General features: G+C 54.4%; 16 protein-coding genes. 3 read left to right on the forward strand and 13 right to left on the reverse strand.

Translation table 11 applies throughout. From position 1 onward, the window contains the following. Positions 1 to 146: 146 nt before the first annotated feature. Entirely contained in the window at positions 147 to 626 is a 480-nt protein-coding gene (folA, locus tag ACQ29O_RS04605) for a type 3 dihydrofolate reductase (protein WP_000624379.1), read from the forward strand. A gap of 105 nt (positions 627 to 731) precedes the next feature. Here folA and apaH read toward each other — a convergent pair whose 3' ends face one another. Genes apaH through lptD form a run of 6 tightly spaced genes read right to left on the reverse strand, consistent with a single transcriptional unit; the run spans position 732 to position 7,478 of the window. Next, positions 732 to 1,580 (reverse strand): bis(5'-nucleosyl)-tetraphosphatase (symmetrical) ApaH, encoded by an 849-nt coding sequence (gene apaH, locus ACQ29O_RS04610; protein WP_000257211.1) that lies wholly within the window; start codon positions 1,578 to 1,580, stop codon positions 732 to 734. 10 nt (positions 1,581 to 1,590) lie between these two features. Continuing rightward, positions 1,591 to 1,968, reverse strand: a complete 378-nt coding sequence (gene apaG, locus ACQ29O_RS04615; RefSeq protein WP_000610894.1) for a Co2+/Mg2+ efflux protein ApaG — start codon at positions 1,966 to 1,968, stop codon at positions 1,591 to 1,593. Between the two features lie 2 nt (positions 1,969 to 1,970). Next, positions 1,971 to 2,792 (reverse strand): 16S rRNA (adenine(1518)-N(6)/adenine(1519)-N(6))-dimethyltransferase RsmA, encoded by an 822-nt coding sequence (rsmA, locus tag ACQ29O_RS04620; protein ID WP_001065397.1) that lies wholly within the window; start codon positions 2,790 to 2,792, stop codon positions 1,971 to 1,973. Next, positions 2,789 to 3,778, reverse strand: a complete 990-nt coding sequence (gene pdxA / locus ACQ29O_RS04625; RefSeq protein WP_000093009.1) for a 4-hydroxythreonine-4-phosphate dehydrogenase PdxA — start codon at positions 3,776 to 3,778, stop codon at positions 2,789 to 2,791. Before pdxA ends, rsmA begins: the two co-directional genes overlap by 4 nt. Further along, positions 3,778 to 5,064: a peptidylprolyl isomerase SurA gene (gene surA / locus ACQ29O_RS04630; protein WP_000800482.1), complete on the reverse strand. Its 1,287-nt coding sequence runs from the start codon at positions 5,062 to 5,064 to the stop codon at positions 3,778 to 3,780. Before surA ends, pdxA begins: the two co-directional genes overlap by 1 nt. 53 nt (positions 5,065 to 5,117) lie before the next feature. Next, positions 5,118 to 7,478: an LPS assembly protein LptD gene (gene lptD / locus ACQ29O_RS04635; RefSeq protein WP_000746129.1), complete on the reverse strand. Its 2,361-nt coding sequence runs from the start codon at positions 7,476 to 7,478 to the stop codon at positions 5,118 to 5,120. 253 nt (positions 7,479 to 7,731) lie between these two features. Between lptD and djlA the strand changes: the two genes are divergently transcribed. Continuing rightward, on the forward strand, positions 7,732 to 8,544 hold the full coding sequence (gene djlA / locus ACQ29O_RS04640) for a co-chaperone DjlA (protein ID WP_001200595.1): 813 nt from the start codon (positions 7,732 to 7,734) through the stop codon (positions 8,542 to 8,544). Positions 8,545 to 8,638: 94 nt separating this feature from the next. Here djlA and rluA read toward each other — a convergent pair whose 3' ends face one another. The 4 genes from rluA to ACQ29O_RS04660 all read right to left on the reverse strand — a co-directional run bounded on the left by rluA (position 8,639) and on the right by ACQ29O_RS04660 (position 15,405). Continuing rightward, positions 8,639 to 9,298: a bifunctional tRNA pseudouridine(32) synthase/23S rRNA pseudouridine(746) synthase RluA gene (gene rluA / locus ACQ29O_RS04645; RefSeq protein ID WP_253336191.1), complete on the reverse strand. Its 660-nt coding sequence runs from the start codon at positions 9,296 to 9,298 to the stop codon at positions 8,639 to 8,641. 11 nt (positions 9,299 to 9,309) lie between these two features. Continuing rightward, positions 9,310 to 12,216: an RNA polymerase-associated protein RapA gene (gene rapA, locus ACQ29O_RS04650; RefSeq protein ID WP_001116966.1), complete on the reverse strand. Its 2,907-nt coding sequence runs from the start codon at positions 12,214 to 12,216 to the stop codon at positions 9,310 to 9,312. Positions 12,217 to 12,389: 173 nt separating this feature from the next. After that, a complete protein-coding gene (polB, locus tag ACQ29O_RS04655; protein WP_001746602.1) occupies positions 12,390 to 14,741 on the reverse strand; it encodes a DNA polymerase II in 2,352 nt (783 codons plus the stop codon). A gap of 43 nt (positions 14,742 to 14,784) precedes the next feature. Next, a complete protein-coding gene (locus tag ACQ29O_RS04660) occupies positions 14,785 to 15,405 on the reverse strand; it encodes a YdcF family protein (protein WP_000877512.1) in 621 nt (206 codons plus the stop codon). A 517-nt stretch (positions 15,406 to 15,922) separates the two neighbouring features. On the opposite strand from ACQ29O_RS04660, the gene ACQ29O_RS04665 reads away from it, so the two are divergent. After that, positions 15,923 to 16,342, forward strand: coding sequence for a DUF4751 family protein (locus ACQ29O_RS04665; protein ID WP_020936822.1), 420 nt, complete (start codon positions 15,923 to 15,925; stop codon positions 16,340 to 16,342). Between the two features lie 5 nt (positions 16,343 to 16,347). Here the strand turns inward: ACQ29O_RS04665 and araD are convergent, their stop codons facing one another. The 3 genes from araD to araB all read right to left on the reverse strand — a co-directional run bounded on the left by araD (position 16,348) and on the right by araB (position 20,406). Beyond that, the gene (gene araD, locus ACQ29O_RS04670; RefSeq protein ID WP_000888706.1) at positions 16,348 to 17,043 is read right to left on the reverse strand and encodes an L-ribulose-5-phosphate 4-epimerase; all 696 of its coding nucleotides are present in this window, start codon (positions 17,041 to 17,043) and stop codon (positions 16,348 to 16,350) included. A 140-nt stretch (positions 17,044 to 17,183) separates the two neighbouring features. Beyond that, positions 17,184 to 18,686: an L-arabinose isomerase gene (gene araA / locus ACQ29O_RS04675; protein ID WP_045161034.1), complete on the reverse strand. Its 1,503-nt coding sequence runs from the start codon at positions 18,684 to 18,686 to the stop codon at positions 17,184 to 17,186. Positions 18,687 to 18,696: 10 nt separating this feature from the next. After that, positions 18,697 to 20,406 (reverse strand): ribulokinase, encoded by a 1,710-nt coding sequence (gene araB, locus ACQ29O_RS04680; RefSeq protein ID WP_000951811.1) that lies wholly within the window; start codon positions 20,404 to 20,406, stop codon positions 18,697 to 18,699. Between the last annotated feature and the right edge of the window lie 155 nt (positions 20,407 to 20,561).

A 20,561-nucleotide genomic window follows, 5' to 3' on the forward strand; every position in this document is an offset into this window, starting at 1 on the left:
CTACTGTAATGCTGGCGCTCCACATCAAATGAGTGGCGTCGCCAGCAGAACGAAAAATTTTCGTGCTCATCCTCTTTTCGTCAGTCGACGAAAGATTGCGCTTTACGTATAGTGGCGGCAATTTTTTTTGTATCAGGAAATAATTAATGATCAGTCTGATTGCGGCGTTAGCGGTGGATCGCGTCATCGGTATGGAAAACGCCATGCCGTGGAACCTGCCTGCCGATCTCGCCTGGTTTAAACGTAACACGTTAAATAAACCTGTCGTCATGGGACGTCACACCTGGGAGTCCATCGGACGCCCCTTACCGGGACGTAAAAATATTGTTATCAGCAGCCAGCCAGGCACCGACGATCGCGTGCAGTGGGTGAAGTCTGTCGATGAGGCGATTGCCGCTTGCGGCGATGCGCCGGAAATTATGGTCATTGGCGGCGGGCGCGTGTACGAGCAGTTCCTGCCAAAGGCGCAGAAGCTTTATCTGACGCATATTGATGCGGAAGTCGAAGGCGATACCCATTTTCCGGATTATGAACCGGATGACTGGGAATCGGTATTCAGTGAGTTTCACGATGCCGACGCGCAGAATTCTCACAGCTATTGTTTCGAGATTCTGGAACGTCGTTAACGCTGTAGTGCCGGATGGCGGCGAAACGCCTTATCCGGCCTACTCTTGAGCCAGATGTAGCCGGATGTAGGCCTGATAAGCGTAGCGCCATCAGGCATAAATCTATCAGGCGTTGACCGCTTCGCCTTCGCCCATATCCATCTGGCGGTTTGACGGCTGCACAAAATACTGTTTATCTTCCCAGCGTAAACAGGTCAACTCCCCGCCCCAGCAGCAGCCGGTATCCAGCGCGTAAATACCTTCCGGCGTCCCTTTCCCTTCCAGCGACGCCCAGTGCCCGAACGCAATACTGTAAGCCTCGCTCACCGGCCCCGGAATGGCGAACCACGGCTTCAGCGGCGCAGGGGCATTTTCCGGCGACGCTTTGCTGTACATATCCAGTTGACCGTTAGGAAAGCAGTAACGCATACGGGTAAAGGCATTAGTAATAAAGCGTAGCCGCGCCAGACCGCTTAACTCCGGCGACCAGTTATTCGGCATATCGCCATACATCGCGTCGAGGAAAAACGGATACGAGTCGCTCGACAGCACCGCTTCAACATCGCGGGCGCACTCTTTTGCCGTCTGCAAATCCCACTGCGGGGTAATACCCGCATGCGCCATGACCAGCTTTTTCTCTTCATCTACCTGCAACAGCGGCTGACGGCGTAACCAATTCAACAGCTCATCGGCGTCCGGCGCTTCAAGAAGCGGGGTCAGCCGGTCTTTAGGTTTGTTGCGGCTAATCCCGGCGAATACGGCCAACAGGTGTAAATCGTGATTCCCCAGCACCAAACGCACGCTATTGCCAAGTGATTTGACGTAGCGTAACACGTCCAGCGAACCGGGACCGCGGGCGACCAAATCGCCAGTCAGCCATAGAGTGTCTGTATCTGGCGTAAATTCCACTTGCTGTAATAAGGCGATCAGTTCGTCGTAGCAACCGTGAACGTCGCCGATGAGATAAGTTGCCATTGTTATAATTTTAGTGAATGAGTGTAGGGACGGCGAGTCGAAACACGGGAATGTCGATGGTAAAGGCGTCGCCATTTTCATCGATCATTTCGTAATGACCCTGCATGGTGCCCAGCGGCGTTTCAATTACCGCGCCGCTGGTGTACTGATACTCTTCGCCAGGCGCAATGCGCGGCTGGACGCCAACCACACCTTCGCCCTGGACTTCGGTTTCACGGCCATGACCATTGGTAATCAGCCAGTAGCGGCCCAATAGCTGCACTGGCGCCCGGCCCAGATTGCGGATGGTTACGGTATAGGCAAAAACGTAACGTTCATCGTCAGGTGAGGATTGCGCCTCAATGTAGACGCTTTGCACCTGAATACACACTCTGGGCGAATTGATCATGTTTAACTCTCCTTCAAAGGCGCGTTTTCCGACAGATAGTTGGCCATCTGGCAGTACTGCGCGACAGAGATATTTTCCGCGCGCATTGCCGGGTCAATACCCATTTCCGTCAACGTCTCAACGCTAAAAAGATTGCCGAGACTATTACGGATCGTTTTACGGCGCTGGTTAAAGGCCTCGGTGGTAATACGGCTCAACACGCGAATATCTTTAACCGGGTAAGGCATCGTTGCGTGTGGAACCAGACGCACCACGGCGGAGTCCACTTTGGGCGGCGGCGTGAAGGCGGATGGCGGCACTTCAAGCACCGGGATCACCTGACAGTAATATTGCGCCATCACGCTTAAACGACCATACGCTTTGCTGTTCGGCCCTGCAACCAGACGATTTACCACTTCTTTTTGCAACATAAAGTGCATGTCGGCAATGGCATCAGTATAGCTAAAGAGATGGAACATCAGCGGGGTGGAGATATTATAGGGCAGATTGCCGAACACACGCAGCGGTTGGCCCAACTGCGCAGACAGTTCGCCAAAGTTCATGGTCATGGCGTCCTGCTGATAAATAGTCAGCTTCGGCCCTAAAAACGGATGGGTTTGCAAACGCGCCGCCAGATCGCGGTCAAGTTCAATGACCGTGAGCTTATCCAGTCGTTCGCCGACCGGCTCCGTCAGCGCCGCCAGACCGGGGCCGATTTCAACCATCGCTTGGCCTTTTTGCGGATTAATAGCAGAAACAATACTGTCGATCACAAACCGATCGTTGAGAAAGTTTTGCCCGAAGCGTTTACGGGCTAAATGGCCCTGATGGACTCGATTATTCATTGGGTATTAACAATCATTTTGATGGCGAGATTAAGCGCCGTAATAAAACTGCCGACATCCGCTTTTCCACGGCCCGCCAGTTCAAGCGCGGTGCCGTGGTCAACGGAGGTTCGAATAAAAGGTAGGCCGAGCGTAATATTCACTCCCCGACCGAATCCCTGGTATTTTAGCACGGGCAGGCCCTGATCGTGGTACATTGCCAGCACCGCGTCGGCATTATCGAGATATTTGGGCTGAAACAGCGTATCAGCAGGTAGCGGCCCGTTGAGTTTCATCCCCTGCGCCCGCAGCTCGTCGAGCACCGGAATGATGGTGTCTATCTCTTCCGTGCCCATATGACCGCCTTCGCCCGCGTGCGGATTCAGGCCACAGACAAGAATGCGCGGTTCGGCAATACCAAATTTGGTCCGCAAATCGTGATGCAAAATAGCAATCACTTCGTGCAAAAGCGCAGGGGTGATGGCGTCTGCAATCGCCCGTAGCGGCAGATGCGTGGTCGCCAGCGCCACGCGAAGTTCTTCGGTTGCCAGCATCATCACGACTTTTTTCGCCTGCGAACGCTCTTCGAAAAACTCGGTATGACCGGTAAACGGAATGCCTGCGTCGTTAATAACGCCTTTGTGCACGGGGCCTGTGATCAGCGCGGCAAATTTACCGTTCAGACAGCCATCACACGCTCGCGCCAGCGTCTCTACCACGTAGGGGCCATTTTCTACCGTCAACTGACCGGGGATGGCAGGCGCGCGCAGCGAGACCGGCAATAGGGTCAGCGTTCCCGCGGGCTGCGGCGCAGCGGGGACATCAGGCGAGTAAGGGAGAAGCGAGAGGGGCAGGCCGAGCATGGCGGCCCGCTCCGTCAGGAGCGCGCCGTCCGCACAGACGACCAGTTCAATCGGCCACGCGCGTTGCGCCAGTTGGACGACAAGATCGGGGCCAATCCCGGCGGGTTCGCCGGGAGTGATAACAACGCGTTGCGCACTGCTCATTAGTTACTCAAAATCTTAACGTAAGCGCTGGCGCGCTGTTCTTGCATCCAGGTCGCCGCTTCTTCTGAGAACTTACGGTTCATCAGCATACGATAAGCGCGATCTTTCTGCGCCGCATCGGTTTTGTCTACCTTACGCGTATCCAGCAATTCGATCAGATGCCAGCCGAAAGAGGAGTGTACCGGCGCGCTTATTTGGCCTTTATGCAGCTTCGTCAGCGCGTCGCGGAACGCCGGATCGAAAATATCTGGCGTAGCCCAACCCAAATCACCGCCCTGGTTAGCGGAGCCCGGGTCCTGAGAGTACTCTTTCGCCGCAGCGGCAAATGTGGTTTTACCACTCTTAATGTCAGCCGCGATTTCTTCCAGCTTCAGGCGCGCCTGCTGATCGTTCATGATCGGCGACGGCTTAAGCAGAATATGACGAGCGTGAACTTCGGTCACGGAGATACTCTGGCTCTGACCGCGCAGGTCGTTTACTTTCAGAATGTGGAAACCGACGCCGGAGCGAATCGGGCCGACAATGTCGCCTTTCTTCGCGGTGCTCAGCGCCTGGGCGAAAATCCCCGGCAGCTCCTGGATACGGCCCCAGCCCATCTGACCGCCTTTTAACGCCTGCTGGTCGGCAGAGTAGGTAATCGCCAGTTTGCCGAAATCTGCGCCGTTACGCGCTTCTTCAACAATGCTTTCCGCCTGGCGCTGTGCGTCGTTAACCTGCTCGGAGGTTGGGTTTTCCGGCAGAGCAATCAGGATATGGCTCAGGTTCAGCTCGGTGCTGGCGTCGTTTTGGGTGCCAATCTGTTTTGCCAGCGCGTCAACTTCTTGCGGCAAAACGGTGATACGGCGACGAACCTCGTTGTTGCGCACTTCAGAGATAATCATCTCTTTACGAATCTGGTTACGGTAGGTTGAATAGTTCAGCCCATCGTAAGCCAGACGGCTGCGCATCTGATCCATCGTCATATTGTTTTGTTTGGCGATGTTGGCGATGGCCTGATCCAACTGCTCATCCGTGATCTTCACCCCCATCTTCTGACCCATCTGCAGGATAATTTGATCCATAATCAAACGTTCTAGGATCTGGTGACGCAGCGTGGCGTCGTCCGGAAGCTGCTGACCTGCCTGACCCGCGTTGAGTTTGACTGATTGCATTAAGCCATCAACGTCGCTTTCCAGCACGACGCCATTATTGACGACGGCTGCGACTTTATCGACTACCTGGGGGGCAGCGAAACTGGTATTCGCGATCATGGCGATACCGAGAAGCAGCGTTTTCCAGTTCTTCATACTTTTTCCATTTCAATTAACCGCAATGCGGATTACGTTGTAAATCAATCAGATTACATAGAGCTTTGGTACGGCAGAATGTTCGAACGCAACATTTCTTGCGTGCCGAGGCCGTAGTTAGAGCTCAAACCGCGCAGCTCAATGTTGAAGCCAATCGCGTTATCATAAATTGCGTGTTGTTTATCGTTATCCCAACCGTTCAGCTTACGTTCGTATCCGACGCGGATCGCATAGCAGCAAGAGTTGTACTGCAAGCCGAGCATCTGGTCTGCAGGTTTGCTCGAATTGGTATCGAAGTAGTACGCGCCGACAATCGACCAGCGATCGGCAATCGGCCAACTTGCCACCGCGCCCACTTGGTTGATGCCGTTTTTATACTGCTCTGCCGTGGAATAATACGAAGGCAACGTAGCCTGAATATATTCCGGGCTGGCATAGCGGTAGTTCAACTGTACCAGACGATCCTGATCCCGACGGTATTCGAGGCTGCTGCTGCTGGTAGCGACGCTATCCAGACGGGTATCGTACTGCACTCCGTTACGCAGCCCCCAGCGTTCTGAAATACGCCAGTAAGTGTCGCCTGCCCAAACCAGCGAACCGGTTTTGTCGTCATTCTCCCATTTAATGTTGTCATCGCCGGTGCGAGACTCCGTGAAATAGTAGATTTGACCAACAGAAACGTTAAAACGTTCAACGGCGGCATCATCATAAATGCGTGTTGTGACGCCGGTCGTGACCTGGTTGGCGGAAGCAATACGGTCGAGACCGCCATAAGTGCGGTCGCGGAACAGGCCGTTATAGTCGGATTGCAGCAAAGAAGAATCGTAGTTATAGATGCCGCTCTGGTCGCGGTACGGCACATACAGGTACTGCACGCGTGGTTCCAGCGTCTGGGTATACCCCGGCGCCAGCATCGCCATATCGCGTTCGAAGATGAGCTTACCGTCGACTTTAAACTGCGGCATGACGCGGTTAACCGAATCTTCCAGCTTATTTTTATTGTTTGGATCGCTGTTATAGCTGTCCAGATTCGTTTGCTGATAGTGCGTCGCCATCAGCTTCGCTTCGGTGTTCAGGCTGCCCCAGCGGTTGGAGAGCGGCAAATTGATGGTTGGCTCCAGGTGGACGCGGGTTGCTTCCGGCATATTGTCTTTGGTGTTAACAAAGTGCACCGCCTGGCCGTAAATCCGGGTATCAAACGGGCCGAGATCGTTATGGTAGTAGTTAACGTCTAACTGCGGCTCCGCTGAATAGCTGCTGGTGTTTTGATCGTTAAAGACCTGGAATTGTTTGGTCGACACCGTAGCGTCAAAGTTTTGTACGGCGTAGCCGACGCTGAATTTCTGCGTTGCGTAACCGTCGGTACTGGAACCGTACTTACTGTCGAAATCGTTAAAGTAGCTGGAGTCGCTGACTTTGGTGTAATCGACGTTAAAACGCCACACCTGATCCATCACGCCTGAGTGCTGCCAGTAGAATAACCAGCGGTGCTTATCGCCCTCTTTGGGATGATCGTCCTCGTAGACTTTATCAGAAGGCAGATAATCTAATTCCATCAACCCGGCGCCTGCCTGCGTGAGATAACGGAATTCGCTCTCCCACATAATATTGCCGCGGCGGTGCATATAGTGCGGGGTGATGGTGGCGTCCATATTGGGCGCGATGTTCCAGTAATACGGTAAGTAGAACTCGAAATAGTTCTTGGTCGTGTATTTCGCGTTCGGGATCAGGAAACCTGAGCGACGTTTGTCACCGACGGGTAGCTGTAAATAGGGGCTATAAAAGATCGGAACCGGACCTACTTTAAACCGGGCGTTCCAGATCTCCGCAACCTGTTCTTCACGGTCATGGATGACTTCACTCCCCACCACGCTCCAGGTATCGGAGCCAGGCAGACAGGAGGTAAAGCTGCCGTTTTCCAGAATGGTATAACGGTTTTCGCCGCGCTGCTTCATGAGATCGGCTTTACCGCGCCCCTGACGGCCCACCATCTGGTAATCGCCTTCCCAGACGTTCGTGTCTTTGGTGTTCAGGTTCGCCCAGCCCTTCGGCCCTTTAAGGATGACCTGATTATCATCATAATGCACATTACCCAGCGCATCGACGGTGCGTACAGGTTCCGGCTGACCTTCCGCCTGCTTCTGATGAAGCTGCACTTCATCCGCTTGCAGGCGGCTATTCCCCTGCATAATGTCCACGTTGCCGGTAAAAACGGCATCGTCCGGGTAGTTACCTTTAGCGTTATCGGCATTGATAGTAACCGGCAGATCGTTGGTATCGCCTTTTACCAGAGGACGATCGTAGCTCGGCACGCCCAACATACACTGTGAGGCGAGATCGGCTGCCAGCCCCTGATGACTATAAAGGGCGCTGGCGATCATGGTGGCCAGAAGAGTGGGAATACGTTTTTTCATACGTTGTATTTATTGTTCCATCATCGGTAGCGTTGCGCGTGACAAACGGTCACAGCCTAACTTACTCATCTTCGCTGCGCCAGTGTTAATCCTGCCGTTTAGCGTCTGTGGTGTTAGGCACGGCATTGAATGACAGGTATGATAATGCAAATTATAGGCGATGTCCCACAATTGACCGTAGCCTTCATTCGCAGAAAAGCACCTTATTTTGTGGGAGATAGCCTCACCGATAGCGTAACGTTTTGGGGAGTCTATGCAGTACTGGGGAAAGATAATTGGCGTCGCCGTAGCCCTGATGATGGGCGGCGGCTTTTGGGGCGTGGTCCTGGGTCTGCTGGTGGGCCATATGTTCGACAAAGCCCGCAGCCGAAAAATGGCGTGGTTTGCCAACCAGCGGGAACGGCAGGCGCTGTTTTTTGCCACCACCTTTGAGGTGATGGGCCACTTAACCAAATCAAAAGGACGGGTGACGGAAGCGGATATTCATATCGCCAGTCAGTTGATGGATCGTATGAATTTACACGGCGATTCACGTACTGCCGCGCAGAACGCCTTTCGGGTCGGAAAAGCGGATAATTACCCATTACGTGAAAAGATGCGGCAGTTTCGTAGCGTCTGCTTCGGGCGTTTTGATCTGATCCGGATGTTTCTGGAAATTCAGATCCAGGCGGCGTTTGCCGATGGCTCGCTACACCCTAATGAGCGGGAAGTGCTGTATGTGATTGCGGAAGAGCTAGGTATTTCCCGCGTACAGTTCGATCAGTTTCTGCGCATGATGCAGGGCGGCGCGCAGTTTGGCGGCGGTTATCATCAACAGTCCGGCGGCGGCTGGCAGCAGGCGCAGCGCGGCCCGACGCTGGAAGATGCCTGTAATGTGCTGGGGGTTAAAACCACCGACGATGCAACCACCATTAAACGCGCTTATCGCAAACTGATGAGCGAGCATCATCCGGACAAACTGGTCGCGAAAGGTTTACCGCCGGAAATGATGGAAATGGCGAAGCAAAAAGCGCAGGAAATTCAGAAAGCGTATGAGCTAATCAAAGAACAGAAAGGCTTCAAGTGATTGAATTGCCGGATGCGGCTAGCGCCTTATCCGGCCTACGTTAATGAATGTAGGCCGGGCAAGCGAAGCGCCCCGGCATAAATTGGCTCTGAATTTAAAAATCTGCCGGGACTTTAAACGTCATGTTGGTGCCGTAAGCGGGATGGGTAATGGTCAGCATTTCGGCGTGTAACTGCAAACGCGGCGCCAGTGACAACGCTTCCGGCGAGGCGTAAAACCGATCGCCTAAAATCGGGTGGCCTAACGCCAGCATATGCACACGAAGCTGATGCGAACGTCCGGTGATCGGCTTGAGCACCACGCGGGCGGTATTATCCGCCGCAAACTCCACCACGTTATATTCCATTTGCGCCGGTTTGCCGGTTTCATAACACACTTTCTGCTTTGGCCGGTTCGGCCAGTCGCAGATGAGCGGTAAGTCAACCAGTCCTTCCGCCGGGGAGGGATGCCCCCATACGCGCGCCACATACTGCTTTTTCGGCTCCCGTTCGCGGAACTGGCGTTTTAGCTCCCGTTCCGCGGCTTTGGTCAGCGCCACTACAATCACGCCGCTGGTGGCCATATCCAGACGATGCACCGACTCTGCCTGCGGGTAGTCGCGCTGGATACGCGTCATAATGCTGTCTTTGTGCGCTTCCAGACGCCCCGGCACGGACAACAGGCCGCTGGGCTTATTGACCACCATAATGTGCTCATCCTGATACAGGATAACCAGCCAGGGTTCCTGCGGCGGATTGTAGTTTTCCATCCCCATGTACGGCTCCGTTATTGGTGCGTGACGACGATAAGACGCAGCGCGTCCAGACGCCAGCCTGCCTGATTCAGGCTTTCCAGTACCTGCTGACGGTTGCTGTCGATAGCGGCAAGTTCGTCGTCGCGAATGTTCGGGTTGACGGCGCGCAGCGCTTCCAGACGCGACAGTTCCCCGGACAGTTTTTCATCCGCCTCGCGACGCGCGTTATCAATCAGCGCTCTGGCGGACTTTTCAATCTGCGTCTCGCCCAGTTGCAAAATGGCGTGGACGTCCTGTTGCACGGCGTTCACCAGTTTGCTGCCGGTGTGGCGATTCACGGCGCTGAGCTGGCGGTTGAAGGTTTCAAACTCGACCTGGGCGGCCAGATTGTTGCCGTTTTTATCTAACAGCATACGTACCGGCGTCGGCGGCAGGAAGCGGTTCAGTTGTAGCTGTTTCGGCGCCTGCGCTTCCACGACGTAAACCAGTTCGACCAGCAGCGTGCCGACTGGCAGCGCTTTATTTTTCAACAGCGAAATGGTGCTGCTGCCGGTATCGCCGGAGAGGATCAGATCCAGTCCGTTACGGATGAGCGGATGTTCCCAGGTAATAAACTGCGCATCTTCGCGAGACAGGGCTACGTCACGTTCAAACGTGATAGTACAGCCGTCTTCCGGCAGGCCGGGGAAATCCGGCACCAACATGTGGTCGGACGGCGTCAGCACGATCAGGTTGTCGCCGCGATCGTCCTGGTTAATGCCGACGATATCGAACAGGTTCATGGCGAACGCGATCAGGTTGGTGTCGTCGTCCTGTTCTTCAATGCTTTGTGCAAGCTGTTGGGCTTTTTCACCACCGTTGGAGTGGATCTCCAGCAGGCGGTCGCGGCCCTGTTCTAACTGGGCTTTTAGCGCTTCATGTTGCTCGCGGCAGGATTTGATCAGATCGTCAAACCCGTCGGTTTCTTCAGGCGCGGCCAGATAGTTAATCAGACTGGCGTAGGCTGAATCATAAATCGCGCGGCCGGTTGGACAGGTGTGCTCAAAGGCGTCCAGCCCTTCGTGATACCAGCGAACCAGCACCGACTGGGCGGTTTTTTCCAGGTACGGGACGTGGATCTGGATATCATGCGCCTGGCCGATGCGATCCAGACGACCAATACGCTGTTCCAGCAGATCCGGGTTAAACGGCAAGTCGAACATCACCAGATTGCTGGCAAACTGGAAGTTACGTCCTTCGGAGCCGATTTCGGAACATAACAGCACCTGCGCGCCGGTATCTTCTTCGGCGAACCAGGCGGCGGCGCGGTCGCGTTCGATAATCGACATGCCCTCATGGAACACGGCGGCGCGGATGCCTTCGCGTTCGCGCAGCACCTGCTCCAGCTGTAACGCGGTGGTCGCTTTGGCGCAGATCACCAGCACTTTTTGCGAACGATGGCTGGTCAGATAGCCCATTAGCCACTCAACGCGTGGGTCGAAGTTCCACCAGGTGCCAGTATCGCCTTCGAACTCCTGATAAATTTGTTCCGGATAGAGCATATCGCGGGCGCGATCTTCCGCGCTTTTACGCGCGCCCATAATGCCGGAGACCTTAATGGCGGTCTGATACTGGGTCGGCAGCGGCAGTTTTACCGTATGCAGTTCACGTTTCGGGAACCCCTTGACGCCGTTACGGGTGTTGCGGAACAGAACGCGGCTGGTGCCGTGGCGATCCATCAGCATCGACACCAGCTCATCACGGGCGGCCTGCGCGTCGTCGCGATCGCTATTAGCGGCCTGCAACAGCGGTTCAATATCCTGTTCGCCGATCAGATCGCCCAGCCTGTTCAGTTCGTCGTTGCTGAGTTTATTGCCCGCCAGCAGCATGGCCACCGCATCGGCGACAGGACGGTAGTTTTTCTGTTCTTCGACAAACTGTTCGAAATCGTGGAAACGGTTCGGATCGAGCAGGCGCAGACGGGCGAAATGGCTTTCCATCCCCAGCTGTTCTGGCGTGGCGGTCAGCAGCAGCACGCCCGGCACGCGTTCAGCTAACTGTTCGATGGCCATATATTCACGACTCGGCGCATCGGTACTCCACACCAGATGATGCGCTTCGTCGACCACCAGCAGATCCCACTCGGCGTCGCACAAATGTTCCAGACGCTGCTTATTACGGCGGGCGAAATCCAGCGAGCAGATCACCAGTTGTTCGGTTTCAAACGGGTTATACGCGTCGTGCTGCGCTTCGGTATAGCGTTCGTCATCGAACAGCGCGAAGCGCAGGTTGAAACGGCGCAGCATTTCTACCAGCCACTGGTGTTGCAGGGTTTCCGGAACAATGATCAATACGCGTTCCGCCGCGCCGGATAATAACTGTTGATGCAGAATCATCCCGGCTTCAATGGTTTTACCTAAGCCCACTTCATCCGCCAGCAGTACGCGTGGCGCGTGGCGACGACCCACATCATGAGCGATATTAAGCTGATGCGGGATCAGGTTGGTCCGCTGACCGCGCAGGCCGCTGTACGGCATCCGGTACTGCTCGCTCTGAAATTTACGGGCGCGATAGCGCAGCGCGAACCGATCCATTCGATCAATTTGACCGGCGAACAGACGATCCTGGGGCTTACTGAAAACCAACTTGCTGTCGAGCAGAACCTCGCGCAACGTCACATTGGTCTCTTCGGTATCCAGGCGGGTGCCGACATAAACAAGCAGGCCATTTTCTTCTTTTACTTCATCGATATGTAGCTGCCAGCCTTCATGGCTTGTAATCGTATCGCCAGGGTTGAACATGACGCGGGTCACGGGAGAATCACTGCGCGCATACAGGCGGTTTTCCCCCGTGGACGGGAAAAGTAAGGTGACGGTTCGCGCATCCATCGCAACAACGGTTCCAAGTCCCAGCTCGCTTTCTGTATCGCTGATCCAGCGTTGACCAAGTGTAAAAGGCATATGTGTTCGGCTCTATATCTTTAATTGCAGGCATTACTCGCCATTCCCAGGCGACAGCACTGGATAATTGCGAGTATACGACCCCGCTACCAGGCTAATGTGGTAGTGGCGTTAATTAGGTCCAGGAATGGAAAGGGCGCTATGGTACTGGAAGGCGGCGCTTTCGTCACGCGTCAAAATAGCCCCAGTTGCCCGGTCAGTAGTGTAGCAAAATTATCTTCAACGAAGGGAAGAATTCCTTCCGCCACGGGTTGTAGCTGGCGGGTAAGATAGTGTTCGTAATCCAGCGGCGACTGCTGGTAATCCACGGGCTCGGGGCCGTTAACAGTCCAGACATATTTTATGGCGCCGCGATTCTGATACTGCGTCGGACGACCCTGCTTCAGGTTTTGTTCATCCGCCAGCCGGGCGGCGCGAACGTGCGGCGGAACGTTACGTTGGTACTCATGTAAAGGGCGACGCAGACGCTTACGATAAACCAGCTGCGCGTCCAGTTCGCCCGCCATCAGTTTATCGATAGTCTCGCGCACATAGTCTTGATAAGGTTCATTGCGAAAAACGCGCAGATACAGCTCCTGTTGAAAGCGCTGCGCCAGCGGCGTCCAGTCGGTCCGCACCGTTTCCAGACCTTTAAATACCATGCGCTGGCTGTCGCCTTCCTGAATCAGGCCCGCGTAGCGTTTTTTACTGCCAGTATCCGCGCCGCGGATGGTCGGCATCAGAAAACGGCAAAAGTGGGTTTCAAACTCCAGCTCCAGCGCGCTGGTCAAATTTTGCTGTTGTAACGTCTGCGCCCACCATTCGTTCACGTGACGCACCAGCCTGTGCCCGATTTCCGCCGCATCGGCTTCTGAATGCGCGCGCCGGAGCCAGACGAAAGTGGAATCGGTATCGCCATAAATCACGTCATAACCCTGCGCCTCAATCAGCGCTTTGGTCTGGCGCATAATCGCATGACCGCGCATGGTGATTGACGACGCCAGACGGGGATCGAAAAAGCGACAGGCCGTGGTGCCGAGTACGCCATAAAAGGCGTTCATAATGATTTTAAGCGCCTGCGAGAGCGGTTTATTGCCCTGACGTTTGGCTTCATCGCGCCAGTGCCAGATTTGGCTAACAATTTCCGGCAGGCAGTGCTTTTCTCGTGAAAACCAGGCGTCAAGGAAACCTTCGGTACTGTGTTCCGGATCCGGCTGCGCCATGCCTTCGACCAGCCCGACGGGATCAATCAAAAACGTGCGGATAATCGACGGGTACAGGCTTTTATAATCCAGCACCAGTACTGAATCGTATAATCCGGGTTGTGAATCCATTACGTAGCCGCCGGGACTTGCCAGCGGCGGCACTTCGCCGAGATTGGGCGCGACATAGCCGGCGCGGTGCATTCGCGGAAAGTAAAGATGCCCGAATGCGGCGACCAAACCGCCGTGGCGATCGACCGGCAGGCCGTTGATCGTCGCGCGTTCCAGCAAAAACGGCATGATCTCGGTTTTATGGAAAATGCGCGTGACCAGCTCGCAGTCTTTCAGGTTGTAGGTGGCGAGGGCGGTTTTATCCTGGGCAAAGCGGCGATCGATCTCATCCATACGATCCCAGGGATTATCAATGGATTTTCCTTCGCCGAGCAGTTCCTGCGAGACGGCTTCCAGCGAAAAAGACGAAAAATTCCAGAACGCGGATTTAAGCGCGTCGATACCATCGATAATGACTCGCCCTCTGGCCTGGGCGAAAAAAACGCCGTTTTTGAAGCCATGTTCGCGCCACTCCAGTTCGCTATTGTCTCGCCCCAGCCGTAAAGGGATACGGTAGCGTTCGGCATGTTTTTGCAGCATACGCAGGTCGAACTGCACCACGTTCCAGCCGATGATGACGTCAGGATCATGTTCGGCAAACCAGGCGTTGAGTTTTTCCAGCAGCTGCGGGCGGCTGGCGACATACACAAGCTCGAAGTCCAGTTGGCGGTCATCGCCATTCGCCGGGCCCAGCATATAAACGGTACGCTGGCCGCAGCCTTCCAGACCAATGCAATACAGTTCGCCGTGTCGCGTGGTTTCGATATCCAGCGAGACCCATTTTAGCGGCGGTCGATAGTCGGGGTGGGGTTTAAGACGCGCATTGCGGATAACGCCGTTGCGCATCTCGCCGTCTACCCAAACGGGCGACGTAATAAAACGTTCCATCAGGTAACGTTCCGGCGGGCGGACATCCGCTTCATAAACGGTGACGCCGTTTTCGCGCAGCAGTTTCTCCATCCGCATAAGCTGGCGGTGAGTACGGCAATACAGACCGGAGACCGGCTGACGATGAAAGTCTCGCAGCTGGAGCGGCGTCAGGCGATAGTCTTTTTCCGCCTGTAGCAGCGAGGCGGCGCGGGAGGTCTGGCTGGTCGGAATAAACGCCACGGACTCTTGCGGGGCCAGCGTCGCCTGCACAGGGCCGTTGTCTGTCGCCAGCCAGAAAGAGACCTCTGTTCCTTGCGGCGTATCCCGCCAGTGCCGGGTTAAAATGAAACCTGCCTGCGCCACGATGATTACCTGTCTAAAAAATTCACGCTAATTATAACCTGTTTTAGGGGGTAATACTGTTATTTTGTACAGGCATATAACGTAAAAGCCGATATCCGCTGTAATAAAAAGTTTCTCGCAGTAAGAAGCGGGTTTGCGCCCACCAGGATTTATAGCGGGTGGATCGCGTGGGTGATGAGCGGCTATCGATACCATTATCCTGAGCGATAGTTTTCAGACGCAGCATATGCAGCGGATCGCTGACCAGTAACGCTGTGCGCCATTGTTGTTGTCGCAGTATCTGTTTTGCGTAACGAATATTTTCGCGCGTCACGGTAGAGCGCTCTTCAATAAAAATCGCCTTAGCCGGAATGCCTTTTTCCAGAACGTATTGACGGGCTATCGCCGCGTCGGAAACCGTTGCGCCAGCGCCGTAGCCGCCGGTTAATACCAACGCGCGGACAATGTGTTGTTGGTAAAGCCAGATGGCATGATCCAGTCTGGCCTGAAAAACGGGAGAAGGCGTTTTTCCGCTAACGCCTGCTCCTGCGACAATCGCGCAGTCAGCTACGCGCGTCTGGTTTTGCTGACTGAACTGATAAATAGCGATGGCATTATGGATAAACACCGTAGCCATAATGAGAATTATGCCTGCCGCGATTCTGATGATGTAGCGATATTTCATGAATGAGTTCGTTCCCCGTGACGGGTGTAATGGATATTTTAACGATAAAATGGCTTTTAGCGTCAGATATTTTTGCTGACGTATATTTATCAATATAATGATGCCGGTATATACAGCAGATATAATTATCCTATAACTGCTAATTTTGAATCATGTTTATTTACAGTTTTTACCCATGTATTAGCCGTTTTGTGTCAAGTCTGTTTTCATACATTAAGTATTTTTCAGAAAGGCGCTTGTTCGAATCTGTTACTTATTTCTCGGATTAACAAAAAAGCGATATTTTTTGTTTGTTTTACTTAATGAAAAGTGTAACAATTTCATTTGGAACATCCGCACCGTCAGGTAGAAATATAATATTCCAATTGGCCGCTATGGTTAAATAAAAATGGATTACAGTGCGAATTCGTCGGGAACTCTCTGCATAATTTAATTTTTATTTTAGAATATAATTTTATTTTGACTTTCGGGTGCGGGTGTTTTTATCAAAATTTGTGGTATTCGGGAATGATCTTTTATGAATGTGAGTATGCAGGCGCGTCTGGTAGGGAGCGACCGTTATCTTTTCGTCAATACTCAACGCGCTAACCCTTCCATAAAAACCGTGAGTCGATTTTTTGAGTATAAAACATGGACAGAACAGATTTGGCGCACCGAGATTATTGAAAACGGCAATGCTTTTTTTCACTGGCAAGGACACGACAGAAAAAACGGACATCGGGGTACCATTATTAACTATCTGTTAAATGGACAACGCTGGCAGTCAACAATCGAAGATTATATTTTCTTCCATGCGCTGGAAGGAAAAGCGTGGCAGGGACATTATGATAATATTATTGAATATGTGAGTTCTGATCATTACGTCTATCAAAGCGCATTTGCTGAATATATCACCGACCAGATTCATCAACGCGCCCCCCATGGGACGCGTTTTTAGAGGCATTACTGCCCGTAATAGGCTTTTGCGCCGTGTTTGCGTAGATAGTGTTTATCCAGCAGGGATTGCTGCATGTCGGGCAACTGCGGCGCAAGCTGGCGGCAGAAGATCCCCATATAGGCCACTTCTTCCAGCACGATGGCGTTATGCACGGCATCCTCGGCATTTTTACCCCAGGCAAACGGGCCGTGCGAATGGACAAGCACGCCGGGCATTTGAGCGGCGTCAATACCTTCTTTTTCAAAGGTTTCAACAATGACATTGCCCGTTTCCCATTCATACTCGCCATTAATTTCCGCCTCGGTCATTTTGCGAGTGCAGGGAATCGTACCGTAGAAATAGTCGGCATGGGTGGTTCCCGTCGCCGGAATCGGCCGACCCGCCTGCGCCCAGATAGTCGCGTGGCGCGAATGGGTGTGTACGATGCCGCTGATAGTCGGAAATGCCTGGTACAACAGACGGTGGGTTGGCGTATCGGACGACGGTTTCTTATGACCTTCAACGACTTCACCGGTCTCCAGGCTGACCACCACCATATCGTCAGCGGTCATGACGCTATAATCGACTCCGGACGGCTTAATCACCAGTACGCCGCGTTCGCGATTGACGGCGCTGACGTTACCCCAGGTAAGGGTGACCAGGTTGTGTTTTGGCAGCGCCAGATTGGCTTCCAGTACCTGGCGTTTGAGATCTTCTAACATTGTTTTCTCCCTGCCGGATGGCGCTTCGCTTATCCGTCCTACGAGCGACGGTGTGCCGGATGGCGACATAAATGCCTTATTCGGCCTACAGGACCGTAGGCCCGGTAAATGAAATGCCACCGGGCAATTCGTTTCACCGATTAACGTTTGAACCCGTAATACACCTCGTTCCAGCGCAGCGCGTCCTTAAAGGCTGGCAGACGGGTATCGTTATCAATCACCGCGATTTCGATATCGTGTATTTCTGCAAACTGGCGCATATCGTTCAGATCCAGCGCGTGGCTGAAGACGGTATGGTGCGCGCCGCCAGCCAGAATCCATGCTTCGGAGGCGGTCGGCAGATCCGGCTGCGCCTTCCACAGCGCGTTAGCCACCGGCAGTTTCGGCAGGGAGTGCGGCGTTTTTACGGTGTCAATGCAGTTGACCAGCAGGCGGTAACGATCGCCGAGGTCGATCAGGCTGGCGACGATCGCCGGGCCGGTTTGGGTATTGAAAGTCAAACGCGCCGGATCTTCCTTGCCGCCAATGCCGAGGTGCTGGACGTCGAGGATCGGTTTCTCTTCCACCGCGATGGAGGGACACACTTCCAGCATGTGCGAGCCGAGCACCAGATCGTTGCCTTTCTCGAAGTGGTAGGTGTAATCCTCCATAAATGAGGTGCCGCCCTGCAGACCGGTTGACATTACTTTCATAATGCGAAGCAGAGCGGCGGTTTTCCAGTCGCCTTCGCCCGCAAAGCCGTAGCCCTGTTGCATCAGACGCTGTACGGCCAGACCCGGAAGTTGTTTCAGGCCGTGCAAATCTTCAAATGTCGTCGTAAAGGCGTGGAATCCGCCCTGTTCCAGGAAACGCTTCATACCGAGTTCAATGCGCGCCGCTTCCCGCACGTTCTGGCGTTTATCGCCGTGGATCCGGGTGGCGGGCGTCAGGGTATAGCTGCTTTCATACTCGTCAATCAGAGCGTTGATATCGCCGTCACTAATTGCGTTCACCACCTGCACCAGATCGCCGACCGCCCAGGTATTGACCGAAAAGCCAAATTTGATTTGCGCGGCCACTTTATCACCGTCAGTCACTGCGACTTCACGCATATTGTCGCCGAAGCGGCAGACTTTTAGCTGGCGGGTATCCTGTTTAGAGACCGCCTGGCGCATCCAGGCGCCGATACGCGTATGGGCCTCTTTATCCTGCCAGTGGCCAGTGACGACCGAGTGCTGCTGGCGCATCCGCGCGCCGATAAACCCGAACTCGCGGCCGCCGTGCGCAGTCTGGTTCAGGTTCATAAAGTCCATATCGATGCTGTCCCACGGCAGGGCGGCGTTAAATTGGGTATGGAATTGCAGTAGTGGTTTGTTAAGGATACTCAGCCCGTTGATCCACATTTTGGCCGGGGAGAAGGTGTGCAGCCAGACCACCAGCCCCGCGCAGCGATCGTCATAATTGGCGTCACGACAAATGGCGGTAATCTCATCCGGCGAGGTGCCCAGCGGTTTTAATACCAGTTTACATGGCAGTTTAGCTTCGGTATTCAGCGCGTTGACCACATGCTCGGCATGTTGGGTGACCTGGCGCAGGGTTTCTGCGCCATACAAATGCTGGCTGCCAATCACAAACCATACTTCATAATTATCAAAAATCGTCATTGTCGTGTCCTTAATGAGTCAGGATTGCCTGATTGGCCGGGGTCGTTGGCGCCGGCGCGGCAGTCGGAAGATAATGTTGTTCTGCGCTTAGCGCCCACTGCTGGTAGCGGCGGTAAAGCCGTTCGAAGCGTTGCGCCTGTTCAGGGCGGGGACGCAGAGTGCGTTCTACCGCGCTCGCCATGCTTTGCTGGGCGGCAGGAATATCGGCATGGACTTTCGCGGCAACGGCGGCAAAGATAGCGGCGCCTAATGCGCAACACTGGTCGGAAGCGACGATCTGCAACGGACGATTCAGTACGTCGCAGCAGACCTGCATAATGACCTGATTTTTACGGGCGATGCCGCCAAGCGCCATCACGTTATTGACCGCGATACCCTGCTCGGTAAAACACTCCTGAATGGCGCGCGCGCCGAAGGCGGTCGAGGCGACCAGACCGCCAAACAGCGCTGGCGCGTCGGTGGCGAGATTGAGATCGGTAATGACGCCTTTCAGACGCTGATTAGCGTTTGGCGTGCGGCGACCGTTAAACCAGTCGAGCACCACCGGCAGGTGATCCAGGGACGGATTTTTCGCCCAGGCGTCGGTGAGCGCTGGCAGTAGCTGCTTCTGGCTGGCGTTAATCTGGGTTTTCAGTTCCGGGTGCTGCGCGGCAAGTTGTTCCAGCGGCCAGCTCAACACGCGGCTAAACCAGGCGTAGATGTCGCCGAAAGCAGATTGCCCCGCTTCCAGACCGATAAAGTTCGGCACCACGCTGCCGTCAACCTGACCGCAAATGCCTTTCACGGCGCGATCCCCGACGCTCTGTTTATCCGCAATCAGAATGTCGCAGGTAGACGTGCCGATGACTTTTACCAGCGTATTGGACTGTGCGCCCGCGCCGACCGCGCCCATGTGGCAGTCGAACGCGCCGCCGGAAATCACTACGCTTTCCGGCAAGTCGAGGCGCTGCGCCCATTCGGCGCACAGGGTGCCCACGGGCAGATCGGCGGTGAAGGTTTCGCTAAATAACGGGTAGTGCAGATGACGGTTAATGCACGGATCGAGTTCATCAAAGAAGCTCGCGGGCGGCAGACCGCCCCAGCTTTCATGCCACAGTGTTTTGTGCCCGGCGCTGCAGCGGCCACGGCGGATATCTTGCGGGCGAGTGGTGCCGGAAAGCAGCGCCGGCACCCAGTCACACAGTTCAATCCACGAGACGGCGGCCTGCGCGACGGCGCTATCCTGGCGGGTGACGTGCAGAATCTTCGCCCAGAACCATTCGCTGGAGTAAATGCCGCCAATATAGCGGGAGTAGTCGACCTTACCTGGCTTATGGCACAGACGAGTGATTTCGTCGGCCTCTTCCACCGCGGTGTGATCTTTCCACAGCACAAACATCGCATTCGGGTTCTCGGCGAACTCCGGACGCAGCGCCAGGACGTTACCGTCGGCGTCAATCGGCGCTGGCGTAGAACCGGTGCTGTCAACGCCAATGCCAACGACATTTGCGCGTTGCGCGGCGCTTAATTGTGCCAGAACGGCTTTCAGCGCGGCCTCCATTGACTCCATGTAGTCGCGCGGATGATGACGGAACTGGTTGTTCGGGCCGTCGCAATAACGGCCTTCTTGCCAGCGTGGATACCACTCTACGCTGGTGGCGATCTCGTCGCCGGTGGCGCAGTCCACTGCCAGAGCGCGCACTGAATCACTGCCAAAATCGAGGCCAATTGCAATTGCCATCGTCTTACTCCATCCAGAAAAACAGGTATGGAGAAACAGTAGAGAGTCGCGGCAAAAACCGTCAGGCAGGATCCGCTAATCTTATGGACAAAAATGCTAATGCTTTGCAAAGTGTGACGCTGTGCAAATATTCAATGTGGACATTCCAGCCATAG

Origin of the sequence: Salmonella sp. GDC200615 (assembly GCF_050574145.1) — a bacterium.
GTDB classification, from domain to species: domain Bacteria; phylum Pseudomonadota; class Gammaproteobacteria; order Enterobacterales; family Enterobacteriaceae; genus Salmonella; species Salmonella enterica.